The organism is Flavivirga amylovorans (assembly GCF_030540875.1).
GTDB classification, from domain to species: domain Bacteria; phylum Bacteroidota; class Bacteroidia; order Flavobacteriales; family Flavobacteriaceae; genus Flavivirga; species Flavivirga amylovorans.
In genome coordinates, this window is sequence record NZ_JAUOEM010000008.1 from 39183 (window position 1) to 56848 (window position 17666).

General features: G+C 31.8%; 16 protein-coding genes. 7 read left to right on the forward strand and 9 right to left on the reverse strand.

The genetic code is table 11. From position 1 onward, the window contains the following. The first annotated feature begins 108 nt into the window (after positions 1 to 108). The 5 genes from lysA (at position 109) to Q4Q39_RS18615 (ending at position 7499) form a co-directional block, all read left to right on the forward strand. Positions 109 to 1344: a diaminopimelate decarboxylase gene (gene lysA / locus Q4Q39_RS18595; protein ID WP_303284078.1), complete on the forward strand. Its 1236-nt coding sequence runs from the start codon at positions 109 to 111 to the stop codon at positions 1342 to 1344. 23 nt (positions 1345 to 1367) lie between these two features. Continuing rightward, positions 1368 to 1502 (forward strand): hypothetical protein, encoded by a 135-nt coding sequence (locus tag Q4Q39_RS18600; RefSeq protein ID WP_303284079.1) that lies wholly within the window; start codon positions 1368 to 1370, stop codon positions 1500 to 1502. 137 nt (positions 1503 to 1639) lie between these two features. Beyond that, entirely contained in the window at positions 1640 to 2824 is a 1185-nt protein-coding gene (locus Q4Q39_RS18605; protein WP_303284080.1) for an acetyltransferase domain-containing protein, read from the forward strand. A gap of 1 nt (position 2825) precedes the next feature. Then, on the forward strand, positions 2826 to 4124 hold the full coding sequence (locus tag Q4Q39_RS18610) for an APC family permease (protein WP_303284081.1): 1299 nt from the start codon (positions 2826 to 2828) through the stop codon (positions 4122 to 4124). Positions 4125 to 4244: 120 nt separating this feature from the next. Continuing rightward, positions 4245 to 7499, forward strand: a complete 3255-nt coding sequence (locus Q4Q39_RS18615; RefSeq protein ID WP_303284082.1) for a S41 family peptidase — start codon at positions 4245 to 4247, stop codon at positions 7497 to 7499. Between the two features lie 352 nt (positions 7500 to 7851). On the opposite strand, the gene Q4Q39_RS18620 is transcribed toward Q4Q39_RS18615, so the two are convergent. From Q4Q39_RS18620 to Q4Q39_RS18640, 5 genes are all read right to left on the reverse strand, one after another. Continuing rightward, positions 7852 to 8064: a GIY-YIG nuclease family protein gene (locus Q4Q39_RS18620; RefSeq protein WP_345075363.1), complete on the reverse strand. Its 213-nt coding sequence runs from the start codon at positions 8062 to 8064 to the stop codon at positions 7852 to 7854. A 104-nt stretch (positions 8065 to 8168) separates the two neighbouring features. Further along, on the reverse strand, positions 8169 to 8729 hold the full coding sequence (locus Q4Q39_RS18625; RefSeq protein WP_303284083.1) for a hypothetical protein: 561 nt from the start codon (positions 8727 to 8729) through the stop codon (positions 8169 to 8171). A 2-nt stretch (positions 8730 to 8731) separates the two neighbouring features. Next, on the reverse strand, positions 8732 to 8980 hold the full coding sequence (locus tag Q4Q39_RS18630) for a hypothetical protein (protein WP_303284084.1): 249 nt from the start codon (positions 8978 to 8980) through the stop codon (positions 8732 to 8734). 85 nt (positions 8981 to 9065) lie between these two features. After that, positions 9066 to 10478, reverse strand: coding sequence for a M20/M25/M40 family metallo-hydrolase (locus Q4Q39_RS18635; RefSeq protein ID WP_303284085.1), 1413 nt, complete (start codon positions 10476 to 10478; stop codon positions 9066 to 9068). 90 nt (positions 10479 to 10568) lie between these two features. Then, positions 10569 to 11420: a PPK2 family polyphosphate kinase gene (locus Q4Q39_RS18640; protein ID WP_303284086.1), complete on the reverse strand. Its 852-nt coding sequence runs from the start codon at positions 11418 to 11420 to the stop codon at positions 10569 to 10571. A 134-nt stretch (positions 11421 to 11554) separates the two neighbouring features. On the opposite strand from Q4Q39_RS18640, the gene Q4Q39_RS18645 reads away from it, so the two are divergent. Both Q4Q39_RS18645 and Q4Q39_RS18650 read left to right on the forward strand, forming a co-directional pair. Then, on the forward strand, positions 11555 to 12070 hold the full coding sequence (locus Q4Q39_RS18645; RefSeq protein WP_303284087.1) for a flavodoxin family protein: 516 nt from the start codon (positions 11555 to 11557) through the stop codon (positions 12068 to 12070). A 164-nt stretch (positions 12071 to 12234) separates the two neighbouring features. After that, a complete protein-coding gene (locus Q4Q39_RS18650) occupies positions 12235 to 13002 on the forward strand; it encodes a hypothetical protein (RefSeq protein ID WP_303284088.1) in 768 nt (255 codons plus the stop codon). A gap of 76 nt (positions 13003 to 13078) precedes the next feature. On the opposite strand, the gene Q4Q39_RS18655 is transcribed toward Q4Q39_RS18650, so the two are convergent. From Q4Q39_RS18655 to Q4Q39_RS18670, 4 genes are all read right to left on the reverse strand, one after another. After that, positions 13079 to 14242: a sigma-54-dependent transcriptional regulator gene (locus Q4Q39_RS18655; protein WP_303284089.1), complete on the reverse strand. Its 1164-nt coding sequence runs from the start codon at positions 14240 to 14242 to the stop codon at positions 13079 to 13081. Between the two features lie 71 nt (positions 14243 to 14313). Further along, entirely contained in the window at positions 14314 to 15195 is an 882-nt protein-coding gene (locus Q4Q39_RS18660) for a mechanosensitive ion channel family protein (protein WP_303284090.1), read from the reverse strand. A gap of 13 nt (positions 15196 to 15208) precedes the next feature. Next, complete coding sequence (locus Q4Q39_RS18665) at positions 15209 to 16522, reverse strand: ABC transporter permease (RefSeq protein WP_303284091.1); 1314 nt, start codon at positions 16520 to 16522, stop codon at positions 15209 to 15211. Between the two features lie 5 nt (positions 16523 to 16527). Next, complete coding sequence (locus Q4Q39_RS18670) at positions 16528 to 17454, reverse strand: ABC transporter ATP-binding protein (RefSeq protein WP_303284092.1); 927 nt, start codon at positions 17452 to 17454, stop codon at positions 16528 to 16530. Positions 17455 to 17666: the final 212 nt, after the last annotated feature.

Here is a 17666-nt window from a genome sequence, read left to right on the forward strand (position 1 = left end):
AAATCCAAATGTTAAATAATTAACATTTTGTTTAATTTGTATAATATTTTAATTAATTATTTTTTATTTATTTGAATAAAATATCTTTGAAAAAAAATTAGAATAATTATGTTAGAAAGTCAATTGCTGAAAATTGCACAAGATTTTGGAAGTCCAGTTTATGTATATGATGCAGAAAAAATTGAAAATCAGTACAAAAGGCTAACTGGTGCCTTTAAAAATGTAAAAAAACTTAAGATTAACTATGCAGTTAAAGCACTATCTAATATATCTATATTAAAACTTTTAAACACATTAGGATCTGGTATAGATACCGTATCTATCCAAGAGGTTCAACTTGGGCTAGCTGCTGGTTTTTTACCAGAACAGATTATTTTCACGCCCAATGGTGTGTCCTTAAACGAAATTGAAGAAGCTGCCAAACTTGGTGTTAAAATTAATATTGACAACCTCTCTATATTAGAACAATTTGGAACGAAGCATCCAAAAACACCCGTGTGCATTCGTATAAATCCACATGTTATGGCTGGTGGTAATAGTAATATTTCAGTTGGACATATCGATTCTAAATTTGGAATTTCTATTCATCAAATACCACACATATTACGTATTGTAGAAAATACACAAATGACTATCAATGGAATTCATATGCATACGGGCAGTGATATCTTAGATATTGAAGTCTTTTTATATGCAAGTGAGATATTATTTGAAACCGCGAAACAATTCAAAAATTTAGATTTTATCGATTTTGGTTCTGGATTTAAAGTCCCTTACAAACAAGGAGATATTGAAACTAACATTGAAGAATTAGGAAAAAAACTATCGGCAAGATTCAACGAATTTTGTAAAAACTATGGTAAAGATTTAACCCTAGCCTTTGAGCCTGGTAAATTTTTAGTGAGTGAATCTGGACATTTTTTAACTAAAGTAAATGCTGTAAAACAAACAACATCAACCGTATTTGCACAAGTAGATTCTGGATTTAATCATCTTATTAGACCAATGCTTTATGGATCTCATCACGATATTGTAAACATTTCGAATCCAAAAGGACGTGAGCGTTTTTATACCGTTGTAGGTTATATTTGTGAAACAGACACCTTTGGCAATAACAGACGTATCAATGAAATTAATGAAGGAGATATGTTATGTTTTAAAAATGCAGGAGCCTATTGTTTCTCCATGGCAAGTAATTACAACTCTAGATACCGTCCTGCAGAAGTTTTATGGTATAAAGGCAAAGCACATCTAATTAGAAAAAGAGAAACTTTTGAGGATATTACTAAAAATCAAGTTGAAGTAGACTTTACTTCAAAAAAGGAAAAAGTTTTAGTTAAATAAAACCTTATCCTTAATAATTCATCATGAACTCATTTAGACTTTTTGGATTTAAGCGAAAATTAGAAGTTTTTGACTATGTTGAAGACTTTTTTGAGTTGCATAGCAGAGCTACGCAAGGAAAAAAAGACAAAACAGAGCTGAAAACAGCCATTTTTTAGCAAATTGAAAAAGTCTAAATGAGTTCTATAATAGCCAACATGTATTGTTGGCTATTTTTTATATGTAATAAATTTTAACATGGATATGTCTTCGATTTATTTTATCTTTCCTACTTACAGCGATAAAAAACAAAAGATTGGCTCAAATAAAAACGACCCGTATTGAATCCATAGACATCTTAAGAGGTGTTGTAATGGTTATCATGGCATTAGATCATGTTAGAGACTTTTTCCATATTGGTGCTTTTACTAGTGATCCTACAAACTTAGACACAACAACTCCTTTTTTATTTTTCACTAGGTTTATAACACATTACTGCGCGCCTGTTTTTGTGTTTTTAGCTGGTACTTCTGCGTTTCTATATAGTACAAAAAAAACGAAACCCGAAGTGTTTAAATTTTTGTTGACCAGAGGTATATGGCTTATTCTCTTAGAAATAGTATTAAATAATTTATTATGGTGGTTTGATTTAACATATAGTTTTATGGTACTACAGGTCATCTGGGCTATTGGTTTGAGTATGATTTTTCTATCGTTTTTAATTTATCTCCCCATAAGAGTTATACTAATCATTGGTATCTTATTAGTAGCTGGTCACAATACTTTAGATGGGATCACTGTACAAGGAACAAGTTTTGATTCTATAGTATGGTATATATTGCATCAACAACAGTTCCTACCTATCAACTCTTCTCGTGTTCTTGTTTTTGCTTATCCCATTATTCCATGGATTGGAGTCATGGCTTTAGGCTTTTGTTTTGGTTCTTTTTATAAGAAAGGTTTTAAGGCTGCTGTTCGTAAAAAATGGCTGGCAATTTTGGGAATTAGTTCTATAGTTTTGTTCTTTGTCTTAAGAGGACTCAACATGTATGGTGATTTAGTGCCTTGGTCTACTCAAGATACTACAACAAAAACTATATTATCTTTTTTTAATGTAACTAAATATCCACCATCCTTAGCTTATGTATTAATAACTATTGGACCTTCTTTATTATTCTTATATGGTGTAGAAACTGTTAAAAATAAAATCTCAGACTTCTTTTTAGTATTTGGACGCGTCCCTCTATTTTACTATTTCCTTCATGTATTTACTATTCATATTTTAGCTATTGCCGGTCTTGTAATTTTCGGAGGGAACTGGAGAGACTTAATATTATCCTCTAATGCTTTTAGTAACCCTAACCTTGCTAATTATGGCTATTCATTATTTGTTGTCTACCTCGTATGGATTGGTGTCATAGCACTCCTTTATTTTCCATCCAAAAAATACATGATATATAAAGCTAACAATAAAGATACATGGTGGTTAAGCTACTTATAGTATGAATAAAAAAGAAGAAGGTTTAAAAAGGAGCGTTGGCGTTTTAGGCTTATCTGCCAATATTATCAATATCATTATAGGCGCTGGTATTTTTGCACTACCCGCTGTTATTGCTGCTAAAATGGGAGCATCTAGTATTCTCTCTTACATGTTTTGCGGTATTTTAATAGCGCTTGTTATGTTATGTTTTGCTGAAGCTGGTAGTAAAGTAACTAATACTGGTGGTCCTTATACTTATATTGAAACAGCTTTTGGGAATTATGCTGGTTTTTTAGGAGGTATTTTTGCTATTATTGGTACTTTGTTCGCAGATGCAGCTGTATCGAATGCTTTAGTAAATATATTAGCTTCTGGATATCCCATTTTTGAAAATGACTGGGTTCGCTTATCATTCCTATTTATAATTTTCTTCGGATTAGCTTATATCAACATTATTGGATTAAAGCAAGGTATAGGCCTTGTTAAATTTAACACGCTTGCCAAATTAATTCCTTTACTTTTACTAATACTCATAGGCTGGAAAGAAGTATCTTTTAGCAATTTGTATATTGATACCATGCCTAGTATAAAAAAACTAGGAGAAACGTCACTTATTTTATTTTTTGCCTTTCAAGGTGCTGAAACGGGTCTCGTTGTAGGTGGTGAAGTTATTAACCCAAAACGTACGGTTCCTAAAGCTATCTTTATTAGTATTTTAACTGTTGTTGGTGTCTATATTTTAATACAAACAGTGTCCCAAGGTGTTTTAGGGAGTGATTTACCTAGTTTTAAAGCTGCGCCTTTAGCAGAAACAGCAAAAGTAGTTTTTGGTCCTTTTGGATACACCTTATTATTTATTGGAGCCGTTGTTTCTATGTTTGGTTTCTTAAGTGGTTCTATACTTAATAACCCAAGAGTTATATACGCCCTATCTAGAGATCAGGTTATCCCATTAAAAGCATTTTCTAAAATTCATAAGTCATTTAAAACACCGTATATCGCAATTATCGTGTATGCTGTTATTGGCTTTACCCTATCCGCTACTGGTAGTTTTGAAAAATTAGCCATTATTGCAAGTAGCGCTATGTTAATTATTTATTTAGGAGTGGCACTATCAGTTATAAAATTGCGTAAATCTCAACAATTCAATGAAGGTGAATTCAAAATCCCAGGAGGTTTTATAATTCCCATATTTTCAATAGGTATTATTTTATACTTTTTGTCTAATTTATCAACAGATGAAATGTTAGCAACAGGTATTTTAATAGTTATTTTAACTATTATTTATGGTATATTTAGAAAACTAACTATTAAGGATTAAAGCCGTCTTTTAAAAGTGACACGGATTTCTATTTTAAACTAAAAAATTAAAACAATTAAGTCGAATTGTGCTAATCATCATATAACAATTTTCAAGTATAATTATTAAAACTACATCTTAATGAATACATCAATCAAAATCAAATCAATTCTATTCTTAACCTTTGCTATGACATTATTTTCATCAATAAAAAGTCATGCTCAGGGCACACGTTTATTATCTCAACCAGCTATAAGCGATTCTCATATTGCTTTTATTTATGCTGAAGATTTATGGGTAGCCAATAAGGATGGTACAAATCCCAAACGACTAACTATTGATAAAGGTATCGAGTCTAACCCTATATTTTCGCCAGATGGCACTCAAATTGCATTTAATGCGCAATATGATGGAAATATAGATGTTTTTATAGTCTCTGTTTCTGGAGGCATCCCGAAAAGATTGACTTGGCACCCATATACCGATCTTGTCCGTGATTTCTCTGCAGACGGCTCTAATGTTATTTTTGCATCTCAACGCCATTCATTTACTAATAGACATTTTAAATTATTTAAAACATCTACTAATGGAGGTACTGTAACTCAATTAGAAATTCCTAATGCATTTTGGGCATCCTATTCGGATGACGAAAAACAACTTGCTTATACCCCTATTTATGATGCTTTTAATCAATGGAAACATTATCGAGGCGGTACAATCTCACGTATTTGGATTTATAATAATAAGTCTCATAAAGTAGAAGAGATTTCAAAACCGACTGGTGGTTGTAATGATAGTAAACCGCAATGGTCTGGAGATCATATTTATTTTAAAAGTGATAGAAATGGTGAATTTAACCTCTACAGCTATCATGTGAAAACAAAATCAATTAGTCAGCTAACTCAATTTAAAAAGTTTCCAGTTATTAATTTATCTGCCAATAAGAATACGATCATATTTGAACAAGCAGGTTACTTGCATGTGTATAATATAGCCTCAGGCTCACAGACCAAACTTAATATTAATATTACTACTGATTTATTAGAATTAAGGCCACGCTACGTTTCTGGCAATAACTACATAAGAAGTGGTCGTATTTCTCCATCAGGTGCCCGTGTAGTAACAGACTTTAGAGGAGACATTATCACTATTCCTGCAAAAAAAGGAGATCCTAAAAATATTACTAATACACAAGGTGTTCATGAAAAATACCCGTCTTGGTCGCCTAATGGAAAACACATTGCTTATTATTCTGATGAATCTGGAGAATATGCATTACACATTCAAAATGTTAGTGATGGACATATTAAAAAGATAGCATTAACTGGTAATGGTTTTTATGCAGATATGCATTGGTCGCCAGACAATAATAAAATAGCGTTTGTAGACAATGGCAGATCCTTATATCTACTTGACATAGCAACTAGTAAAATAAATAAAATAGCTTCTGATTTACTATATACTCCTGGAGTATTTAGAGAATTATTTGGCGATTGGTCTACAGATTCTAATTGGATTGCCTATACCACCATTACAGAAACTAATTTTGAGCAAGCGCATCTTTACTCGCTTTCAGAAAATAAATCTTACACACTATCTGATGGGTTATCTAATGTAACTAGTCCAGTTTTTGATCCTAGCGGAAAATATCTTTATATGATTGCTTCCACCGATGCTGGTCCTGTAGTAAACTGGTTCGATCAATCCAATCAAGATATGGAACTAAGTAATTCTATTTATTTAGTAACACTTCAAAAAGAAACAATATCCCCTTTTGCAAAAGAAAATGATGATGAAGAGATTAAAGAGGATACATCTGAAGCAGACAACGATAAGAAAGATGACGATAAAGAAGACAAGAAGACAGATTTAAAAATTGATTGGGATGGTATACAAAACAGAATTGTACATATTCCTATCACTTCGGGGATATATAGAAACTTGGGCATTGCAAAAGAAGGAGAACTATACTATTTATCAAGAGCACGACACGAACACAAAACTACATTACACAAATATGATTTAAAAGAAAGAAAAGATGAAACCATTATGCCTGCTAATTATTTTGAAATTGCAGCGAAAGGTGACAAAATGTTTTATACTATAGATCGTAAAATAGGCGTTACAGATACTGGCAAAAAACCTAAAGATGGGCTAATAAAAACATCAGATGTGCAGGTTAAAATTGATCCTGTTGCAGAATGGAAAAACATTTTTCATGAAGCCTGGAGAGTTAACAGGGACTACTTCTACGATCCTGGAATGCATGGCGTAGACTGGAATGCTATGAAAGCCAAATATGACGTTTTTCTACCACATATTGCTTGTAGAAGTGACCTATATAGAATGATGAGTTGGATGTTTAGTGAACTAGGTGTAGGACACCACCGCTTCTCTAGTACGGGAGATCGTTTGAACAGCCCAAAAAGGATAAATGGAGGTCTACTAGGTGCTGATTATGAAGTAAAGAATAACCGCTATCGTATTAAAAAAATATATGGTGGTTTAAATTGGAATCCTAACTTACGCTCCCCTTTAACAGAGCCAGGTGTGAATATAAATTCTGGTGATTATATTATTGCAGTAAATGGTAAAAATGTAACATCTAACGATAATCTCTATAGTTTCTTTGAAAACACGGCCAATAAAATTGTAATACTTAAAGTCAGTTCTAATTCAAATGGATCTAATGCTCGTAACGTAAAAGTAACTCCTGTAGATAATGAACGGTCATTGCGAAATAGAGAATGGATTGAAAATAATATTAAAAAAGTTGACAAAGCTACCAATGGACAAGTAGCTTATGTATATGTCCCAAATACGGCAGGAACTGGACATGAATACTTTAAGCGCTACTTCTTCCCCCAAGCCAATAAAAAAGCAATTATTATTGATGAACGTTTTAACGGCGGTGGACAATTAGCAGATTATTACATAGATATTTTAAAGAAGCCTGAACAAGCTTATTGGAACTTCCGTTATGGTAAAGATTTAAAATCGCCAAGTGCTTCTATACAAGGCCCTAAAGTTATGATAACCGATGAAACCGCAGGTTCTGGCGGTGATTATTTACCCTGGATGTTTAGAAAATTTAAATTGGGAACCATAGTTGGCAAACGTACTTGGGGAGGCTTAGTAGGTGTTTTAGGCTATCCGGAATTTATTGATGGCGGTAGTGTTACTGCTCCAAACGTGGCATTTTATACAAAAGACGGATTTAGAGTTGAAAATGAGGGCGTAGCTCCAGATATTGAGATTGAACAATGGCCAGAACAAGTTATAAATGGTAAAGATCCACAACTTGAAAAAGCGATTGAAATTGCTTTAAAAGAACTTAAAGAGAACCCTCCTAAAACTATGGAACGACCAGATTATCCCATAAAAACAAAACATTAGAGGGAATTATAAATTAAAAACAAATAATTTATAAAAAAAGAGGATGTTTAAAAGTCTTTATAATTCTATTTGTCAGGTTGAGCTTGTCGAAACCGATATTGATTATCAGTAATTTACTGGTATTTCGACAAGCTCAATATGACATCAAACTTACTTTTAAACATCCTCTTTTTTTATAATCCTGTCCAATCCAAAATAAGTTGCCAATTAAACAACTACATGTCAGTCCAAGCTTTGTCGAGGTCAATTACCCTTACCGGCTATTTGGATGTTTATAGTCAGTATAATTTTTAGAAAATTCAACTAAGTCTTTCCAATTCTCATTAATTAAGGCTTCTTTTTTTCGTTGCGATCAACCTTTAATTTGTTTTTCAACTTTAATAGCTTCTAATGGATTGTTACATTGTAAATACCATTTAAGTTCAATGGGACGTCTTGAATATGTGTAGCTATTTTTTCTATAGCCTGATTTATGCTGATTAACTCTTCTTTCTAAATCGTTAGTCATTCCTGTATAATAGGTTTTGTCTGAGCAAAGTAATATGTACACGTAATAAAATTTCATTTTAATTTGCGCTTCGACAAGCTCAGCGTGACTAATAAGCTCTAATTTGTCTTTTTATTTAATACAAAATTTATAAGTGCTTTTTGATTTTTTTCACAAAACAATTATTCATTTACCTTCCCAGTAAAAACACTCACCTTAGAATTAAAAGGATTTCCTGAAGCACGACGAAGCATAACGACTTGGCCACAATGCCATAAAGCATCTGCTATAGGACCATTAATGATGTTCCAGAAAGGAAACCTGTCATTGTCGAATTGTGACACGTCATCCATAGCTCTTAATATATCTGAAGCCTCTTTGAAATTCAATAAGGTTTGTTTTCTTTTTTCTTCAAAAGAACGTTTTTCGTCTTGTTTGGTTCTTTTTCCTTCTTTAGAAACTGAGCTTAAAATAAAGTTAGATAATCCTAATATATGATCAATCGTTTCGGCACTGGTACGCCCAGATTCACTAGCCTTATGGACAAGGTCTTCACTCCGTAAGCCTTCTGTAGCCCAATAATAGCGAAACCCTAATCCATCTGCCATTCTGGCAGCCACAGTTCCTGCGGTATAGTTTTCTGGGTGATTTGGTATTTCATAATAAGGTAATTTTTCATCTTCGGATTGTGCCATTACAAATATTGATAATAGTAAGGCAAACATCATAGTAAGTTTTTTCATTTTTATTTTGGTTCTAGTGACATGACATAATCGTAGCTTTCGTCTAAATAACGTGCTACATTATCTAAATCTTCTAACATGCTTTCTGGAATCAATACGTAGCCTTTCATAACCGCTCCGTAAGATTTATATATAGATGAATTGAATTCTTTTATGTATTTTTCTTGGACTTCTTTTGAAAATCTAATTCCTATTTCACAATCTTTATTAAAAAGAGAAAACATATAACCATTAGCAGAAGTATACGGCATTGTTTTTCCTTTGCGATCAAATCTCGAACACTTCTCAACGAGTTGATCATAAACTTTTAGTTTCTCGTCCCACATCATTTATATATTATTTTTTTATTTGTGTCTCATTTACAATAGGGTTAACGCCATATTTATCAAATAAATAAACCAATGCTGTCATCGTTGCAGCTCCCAACTCTAATTCACGCTTATTTACAGCATCAAATGTATCATTGCTAGCATGGTGGTGATCAAAATAACGTTGTGAATCTGGTCTTAACCCTGCTAATACATTGGTCTCAGTTTTAAGAGGTCCAACGTCTGCACCACTACCTCCTTTCTCAAAATAATGGATTAAATACGGTTTAAATAACGGTTGCCAACTTAAAACCTGATTAAAACTAGCATCATTACAATCAAAAGAGAATCCTCGTGGTGTAAAACCACCTGCATCACTCTCTAGAGCAAACACATGGTTTTCTCCTTTTTTCTTAGCTTCTTCCGCATATTTTTTTCCACCTCTTAGCCCATTCTCCTCATTCATGAATAGGACAACTCTTATACTTCTTTTTGGTGTTATTTCCGATTCTTTTAATAAGCGCAGTACATCCATAGATTGTACAACACCAGCACCATCATCATGAGAACCATCACCTAAATCCCAAGAATCTAAATGTCCACCAACAATCATATACTCATTTGGAAATTCACTTCCTGTTATTTGTCCAATAACATTATAAGACAAGACATCTTTTAATTGTTTACAGCTTTGCTTAAAATAAAACTTTATTGATTTGTCAAGTTTTAACATCGTACTTAGCAACTCAGCATCATTAGTACTAATGGCTGCAGATGGAATACGATCTTTAACAGGTAAATCACCATAAGTCATACTACCCGTATGAGGAAAATCATCTAACCTTAAATTCATAGATCTAACAATAACACCAGCAGCTCCATATTTTACAGCTTCTACAGCTCCTTTATAGCGTTGGTTAACACAGCCTCCATAAGCTTCAAACGTATTAATTAAATCAACCTGCATAGGTCGGTTATAAAACACTATTTTACCTTCTATATTATTTTTTCCAAGGGTCTCTAAGTCTTCAAAATTTTTAACCTCTACAACATTTGCTTTTAAGCCAAGTGCCGCAGTCGCAACGGAACCTCCTAATGCACAAATATTAACGGTTGTTTTTTTTCCTTTTTCGGATTCAATAAATGCATGTTCTTTAAAACCACGTATCCATTTAGGAACCATTACTGGTTGCAACCAAACTTTATCTAAACCTAATTTATCGAGTTCTTCTTTCGTATAATTAACAGCTTTTTCAGCGTTTAAAGAGCCTGACAAGCGTCCTCCTATTTGATTTGATAAATGGTTCAACCAATCGTAACTTTTACCATTAGTTAAAGAAGTCTTGTAGATTTTTTTCAGGATTTCAGCATCACTTTGGGTATATACATCCAATGAAAATATGATACTCAAAAGACAGACCAGTAATCTAAATTTATTCATATAACAATTTTTAAAGTTTAAAGATACTACTTATTAAAAGCCCAAAATCTAAAAAAAATCATAAAACAATTGTTATCTCAAGCAATAAATTTACTCGTTGTTTAATTCTTTTCTATACATTTTAAGATTAGCCTTAATATCATCATCAAGTTCAGGCTTTTGTATATCTTTATATGTACTTAAAACATCATACATTATTTTTGCTACCATATAACGTGCAGTTGGTTTATCATCAGCTGGAATAGTATACCAAGGCGCATGAGGCTTAGAGGTTCTATTTATAGCATCTTCATAGCATTCTTGGTATTTTCCCCAAAGTTTGCGTTCTTTTAAATCGCCAGGAGAAAACTTCCAATTTTTCTCTTGCTTATCTAAACGACGTAACAGTCTATTTTTCTGTTCTTCTTTGGAAAGGTTTAAGAAAAATTTAAAGATAATAGTTCCGCTTTCAGCGATATGCTTCTCAAAATTATTAATTTGCTCAAAACGCTTATCCCAAAAGGCATCATCAATATCGTCAACAGCATGTATTGTTGGAATATTTTCGCCTAAAATATAACCGGGATGTACCCTTGTCACTAATACGTTTTCATAATGGGTTCTATTAAAAACACCAAATTTACCACGGGCAGGTAAGGCTATATAATGCCTCCAAATATAATCATGCTTAAGTTCTAATTCTGTTGGTACTTTAAAACTATGAACGACTACCCCTCGCGCATTAAAATCTTTAAAAACTTCTCGTATTAAACTGTCTTTACCAGAAGTATCCATGCCTTGTAAACAAACTAAAACTGAATATTTACCATGCGCATAGATGGTATCTTGAAGTTTACCCAATTTTTTTCTAACACTTTGTAATGCTTTCTCTGCATTATCAATTACAGCTTTAGTTTCAGAATTTTTTAACGATATGGTTGTAGTTACTTTGTAATTGTCCATTTTTAAAATTTTATATGGATTAAATATATAAAATGCAATTGATTATATCATATTAACTATTAATTGTTTCTATTGGAAAGTGTTTAATAAGCTACTTTTAAATTGTTATTTTGATTGATATATTTTTAACAATTATGAAAAAAAGTGTCATAATACAAGCAAGCTCCAGAAGTGAAGGAGACACCAATAAAATAGTAAATTACATAGCAACAAACAATACTATGGATGTTATTGATTTACGAACAAAAAATATTGGTCATTATGACTATGATTATAAAAATGAAGGTGATGATTTTTTAGAGTTAATTACTCATATTATTGAAACCTACGATACTATAATTTTTGCTACGCCTGTTTATTGGTATAGCATGAGTGGGATTTTAAAAGTGTTTTTTGATAGAATTTCAGATTTAATAAGAATACATAAAGATACTGGAAGAAAATTACGTGGTAAAAACATGGCTATAGTTAGTAGTAGCAATTCTGATGACTTAAATGAAGGGTTTACTACGCCATTTGTAGAATCTGCAAACTACTTGGGCATGAATTATTTAGGTGATACTCACGTCTATATTGAAAATGATTCTATCAATAATGAAGTAAAACATAGAATTGATACGTTTGTAAAAACTATAAATAATACGATTTAACTAGGAATCCTATAAAATTCAATTTTTGAAATATTAATCTTACAAAAAAACTCGACAAACAGCAATTAAACACATAAAACGCACATAATATCGATAAAATACATTGTTTTTTATAATGTTTTTAATACATTGCAGCTCCTATTTATCGTATAAAACCAAATGTTATGAAAAATTATTACTTTATATTATTCCTAATCACATCGTTATCTGTTAGCGGACAAGGTAATTGTGACTATGCGAATTCTTATCTAGTAAGTGCCTATTCCCATGTAAAAGATTCTTATGATTCTAATAATATAAATCACTTACAGTATTATGCTAACAGGTCTTTAGAATCCTTTAAACTTGCAAAAAAAGAATTTACTGATTGTAATTGTCAAGCGGCATTAGATCTTACGGATAAATGTATCGAGTTATTGGCAAAGGTAGATACTGCCGAAACTTTTGAAAATGGTCGATTTTTTGTAAAACGTGCTAGAGATTATGGTAAGAACAGTGTTATAGAAATTGATAAATGTTCTGCTGCTGCTCCTACAAATGAGGTTAGTGAAGATCTCACTGTGGCTCAGGGTCAAGACGATGACCTTACTGATTTACAAAACGAGCAATTAAGACTAAAGCAACAACAAGAAGCTTTAAAACTTAAAGAACAGCAAATCAAAATGAAATTAGCTGAACAAAAAGAAAAAGAATTAGAAATAAAGAAGAAAAAAATAATTCTTACTTATGAAAGTGCTATTACATCAAATATTAACATTTACAATGAAACTTTAAACATTTGTGGATGTATTAATTACAAACCTTTTAGAGATAATAAGTCACTGGAAGATATGTCAGAAAAAAGTATAGATGATGTAAAAACACATTACATGACTCGTATTAAATCTATGGCTTCTGAATACGTATCATTAATAAATGATTGCGAGGAATAGACTTTAATAAAAATCAAGCTCAAAAAAAGGGTATCTAAATTTTTAGATACCCTTTTTTTATAAATAATAATTCTATTTACTTAGAAGCAAATAACTTTACATCTTCCTCGCTTACCTCACTACTTCCAAGTATGATTAAGCGTTCTATAACATTGCGCAATTCTCTAATATTTCCTGTCCAATCATAATCCTGAAGTAATTTAATTGCTTTATCCGAAAACGATTTTTTCGCAGTTCCCTGTTCGCTAGCAATCTTTTTTGTAAAGTGATTTATTAATAAAGGAATATCATCTCGCCTATCATTTAAAGCTGGAACTTTAATTAATATAACGGCAAGTCTATGATATAAATCTTCACGGAATCTTCCTTCTGCAATTTCTTTTTTCAAGTCTTTATTAGTCGCAGCAACTACACGAACATTTACTTTTATATCCTTATCACTTCCTACTCGTTGAATACGACTTTCTTGTAAAGCTCTAAGTACTTTTGCTTGCGCAGGCAAACTCATATCTCCAATTTCATCTAAGAAAATAGTTCCCCCATTTGCTGCTTCAAATTTACCTGCTCTGTCTTTAACAGCACTTGTAAAAGCTCCTTTAACGTGACCAAACAACTCACTTTCTATAAGCTCACTAGGTATTGCTGCACAGTTAACCTCTATCATAGAACCTTTAGATCTGTCACTCTTTTGGTGTAACCAGTGTGCGACTAATTCTTTTCCTGTTCCGTTTGGTCCAGTAATCAGGACACGGGCATCTGTTTGTGCTACTTTTTCAATAATACTTTTTATATGAGAAATGGCTTCACTCTCACCAATCATTTCAAAGTTCTTACTGACTTTCTTTTTAAGTAGTTTGTTTTCAACTACTAATTCTTTTTTATCTAAAGCATTACGAACCGTATTTAGTAATCTATTTAAATCTGGTGGTTTCGATATATAATCAAAAGCCCCTAAACGCATCGTATTTACAGCTGTATCTAAATCACCATGCCCAGAAATCATTACAATAGGTGTTTCAGGTTTAATCTTTTTTACAGCTTCTAGAACTTCAACACCATCCATTTTTGGCATTTTAATATCGCAAAGCACTAAATCGAAATCATCATTTTTTATTTTTTCAATTCCTAATAAACCATCTTCAGCTTCTTCTACCTGATACGTATCGTTTTCTTCTGAAAGAATTTTAACTAGCACACGTCTAATCGCTGCTTCATCTTCTATTACTAATATTTTTGGCATTTTCTTTTAGATTAATGGATACAGATGGTCATATTTTCCATCTATATTCAAATTATATTTTAAATCTTTTTCTATGTCTCTTTGTTTTGAGAAATAACATGTACATCTCTTTGCGGAAATGGGATACTTATATTATTCTCTCTGAATATTTTATCGATTGAAAACCTTAAATCACTTTTTGGAATAACAGCCTGAAAGCTATCGTTAATAGTTACTATCAATTTAAAATTGAGTGAACTATCTGCAAAATCTGTAAAAAGAACTAAAGGTTCTGGATACTTAAAAACATCTTTATTCTCTGAAGCTACTTGTAAAAGTAATTTTTTTACAAGCTCCACATCACTACCATAAGCTACGCCAACTTCTACACTTTCTCTTGTAATAGTTCCATTTTGTGTCCAATTATACAAACTATTGGTTAAGTATAAATGGTTAGGAATCACTAATACTTTATTATCAATAGTCACTGCTCTTGTAGTTCGAAGTTTAATTTCTTCAACGCGACCTACTTTACCTTCTAGTTCAATAATATCGCCTACGTGTACAGATTGATCTATCAGTATAAAAATACCTGAAATAATATCCTGAAACAAGGTTTGCAATGCTAGCCCAACACCAATTAACAAACCTGCTGAAGCTGCTAAAATAGCATTCACATTTATGCCAGCTGTACTAAAAGCGATTAATAATACTATCAAATAAATAAACCAACGTGAAAACGAGAATACAGTGGTAAACTTGGCTTTATCTTCTTTCGGTAATTTGCGTGTGATTAATCTTTTAATTAAAGAAAGAACAACATTCGTTAATACAAAAAAGACACAGACCAAAAGTAAAAACCCAACCGTTATTTTAATAGTCTCCGCTTCGTTTGTATAAAGACTAATTCCGGTAAAATCAATAAAATTCTCCCAAATGGAACTTTTTGTTATAGTTTCTTCTATATCTTCCATATTTTGATTCATCTTAATACTTAATCCATTTAATCAATTCCTTATAACTAGGCTTTTTACCATACATTAAAATGCCCACGCGATAAATTTTTGCTGCAAACCAGACTGTAAATATAAATGTGCCTACCAATATCAATAATGATACCAATTGTTGCCACAAAGGCACTCCAAAGGGAATACGCATAAGCATGACCACTGGAGATGTGAATGGTATAAATGAAAATACCGTAGACACGGTTCCGTGTGGATCTTCAATGACTGTAAATATACCAATATAAACTGCCAAAATTAAAGGCATCATTATAGGTAATAAAAACTGTTGCGTATCTGTTTCGTTATCTACTGCCGCACCAATGGCAGCATAAAGCGAACTATATAATAAATAACCACTAATAAAAAACAATATAAACGCTATGATAAGATTCATTAATGGCAAATTTTGTAGAGCCGTTTTAAAGGATTCAAAATAAAAGTTAAAACCACCCTCTTCCGTAGCTAGTTGCATTAATTCTTGCTGTGGCGTCGTTGAATCAAATAGATTGATTCCAATTACTAATGAAACGACAGTCATTAAAAGACCTCCAAAAATCATCCATATAACAAACTGTGTAATTCCTGCCAACGAAGTGCCAATAATTTTACCAAGCATTAACTGCATAGGTTTTACAGATGAAATAATAACTTCTATAATTCTACTTGTTTTTTCCTCAATCACACTACGCATAATCATATTACCGTAAATAATAATAAACATGAATAACAAATATCCGGCAGCAATACCAAAACCAAGTCTTGCAAAACTATCTAGTTTAGATGTTTTCTCACCTTCAAAACTTTCTTGAGCTATATCTATTCTTATTTTAGAAGCATTAATCAAATCAATGTCTATACCTTGCCGCTGTAATTTAATATTTGTTAACGTCTTCTCTAATTTACTTTCTAAACTCGAAATTAATGTAAGCGATGGTGTTTCTTCTGAATAAAATTTAATATGCTTCGAGGTAGATTCCACAGCATCAAGCTTATCCACATGTAACAATCCATAAGAACCCGTTTCTTTTGATATACTTTTAGCATCTTCTAAAGACATGTTCTCTAAAATATGATAGGTTGTTTTTTCTGAATTTTTAAAAATATCCTGTACAAGTCCAGACTCGTCTAAAACAGAAATAGTACGTACTTTATCATTATTTAACTGTGATAAATAAGCAACAATTGCAACAAGTGCTATCATTATTATAGGACTTAAAATAGTCATCACTATAAATGACTTATTTTTAACCTTCGTTAAATACTCACGCTTTATTATAAGAGGTAAATGGTTCATACAAATTAATTATTCTTTACTGTTTGAATAAAAATATCGTTTACACTTGGTATTAATTCAACAAAATGAGATATCTCCCCTTTTGAGGTTAAATAACTTAATAAATCATTGGGTCTATTCGTTTCAGAAAGTTTTATATTTAATTTCAATTCATCTTCTAAGGTTTTAAAATTAGCTTCAGAAACATCAAACTTACTTGCTAATTCCTGCTCTAGAATTTCTTTATTATTTGTCCGAATACCAACTTCGTAAGTATTTATTTTATAGTCTCGCTTTATATCAATTAATTTTCCTTCAAGAATTTTATTCGATTTATGAATTAATGCGATATCATCACAAAGTTCTTCTACAGATTCCATCCTGTGAGTTGAAAAAATAACAGTGGCTCCTTCTTCTCGTAGACGCAAAATTTCATCTTTAATTAAATTGGCATTTATAGGATCGAAGCCTGAAAATGGTTCATCAAAAATCAAAAGCTTAGGTTGATGCAACACAGTAACCACAAACTGTATTTTTTGAGCCATCCCTTTAGATAGTTCCTGGATTTTCTTATTCCACCAATCTCCTATTTCTAAACGGTCAAACCAGTATTTTAGTCGTGTTTTGGCTTCTGCTTTACTCAACCCTTTTAACTGCGCTAAATATAAAGCCTGCTCCCCTACTTTCATAGATTTATAAAGCCCCCGCTCTTCGGGCAAATAACCAATATCTTTAATATGAATGGGATTAAGTAATTCACCATCTAAGCGCACTTTTCCATGATCTGGTATAGTTATTTGATTAATAACTCGAATAAGTGTTGTTTTACCTGCTCCATTTGGTCCTAATAAACCAAATATACTACCTTTTGGAACTATAATCGACACTTTATTAAGTGCTTTAAAGTCTCCGAAATTTTTAGAAACTTCGTTAACTTCTAGTAAGTTGTTCATGCTTATTTTTTAATTAACTTGACTGATGTAAATATATTAAATGTTAAAGACTAACATATCGAATAATACTATAAAAAGACTTTAAATAAAAGGGTTGATTTTATAAAAACAAAACCCACCCTTAAATAGTTTAAGGATGGGAAAAAAATTGCTATGAAAAAGAAAAATTACCACTAAAATAAATTAGTGATAATTCAAATATAGTTATTTTT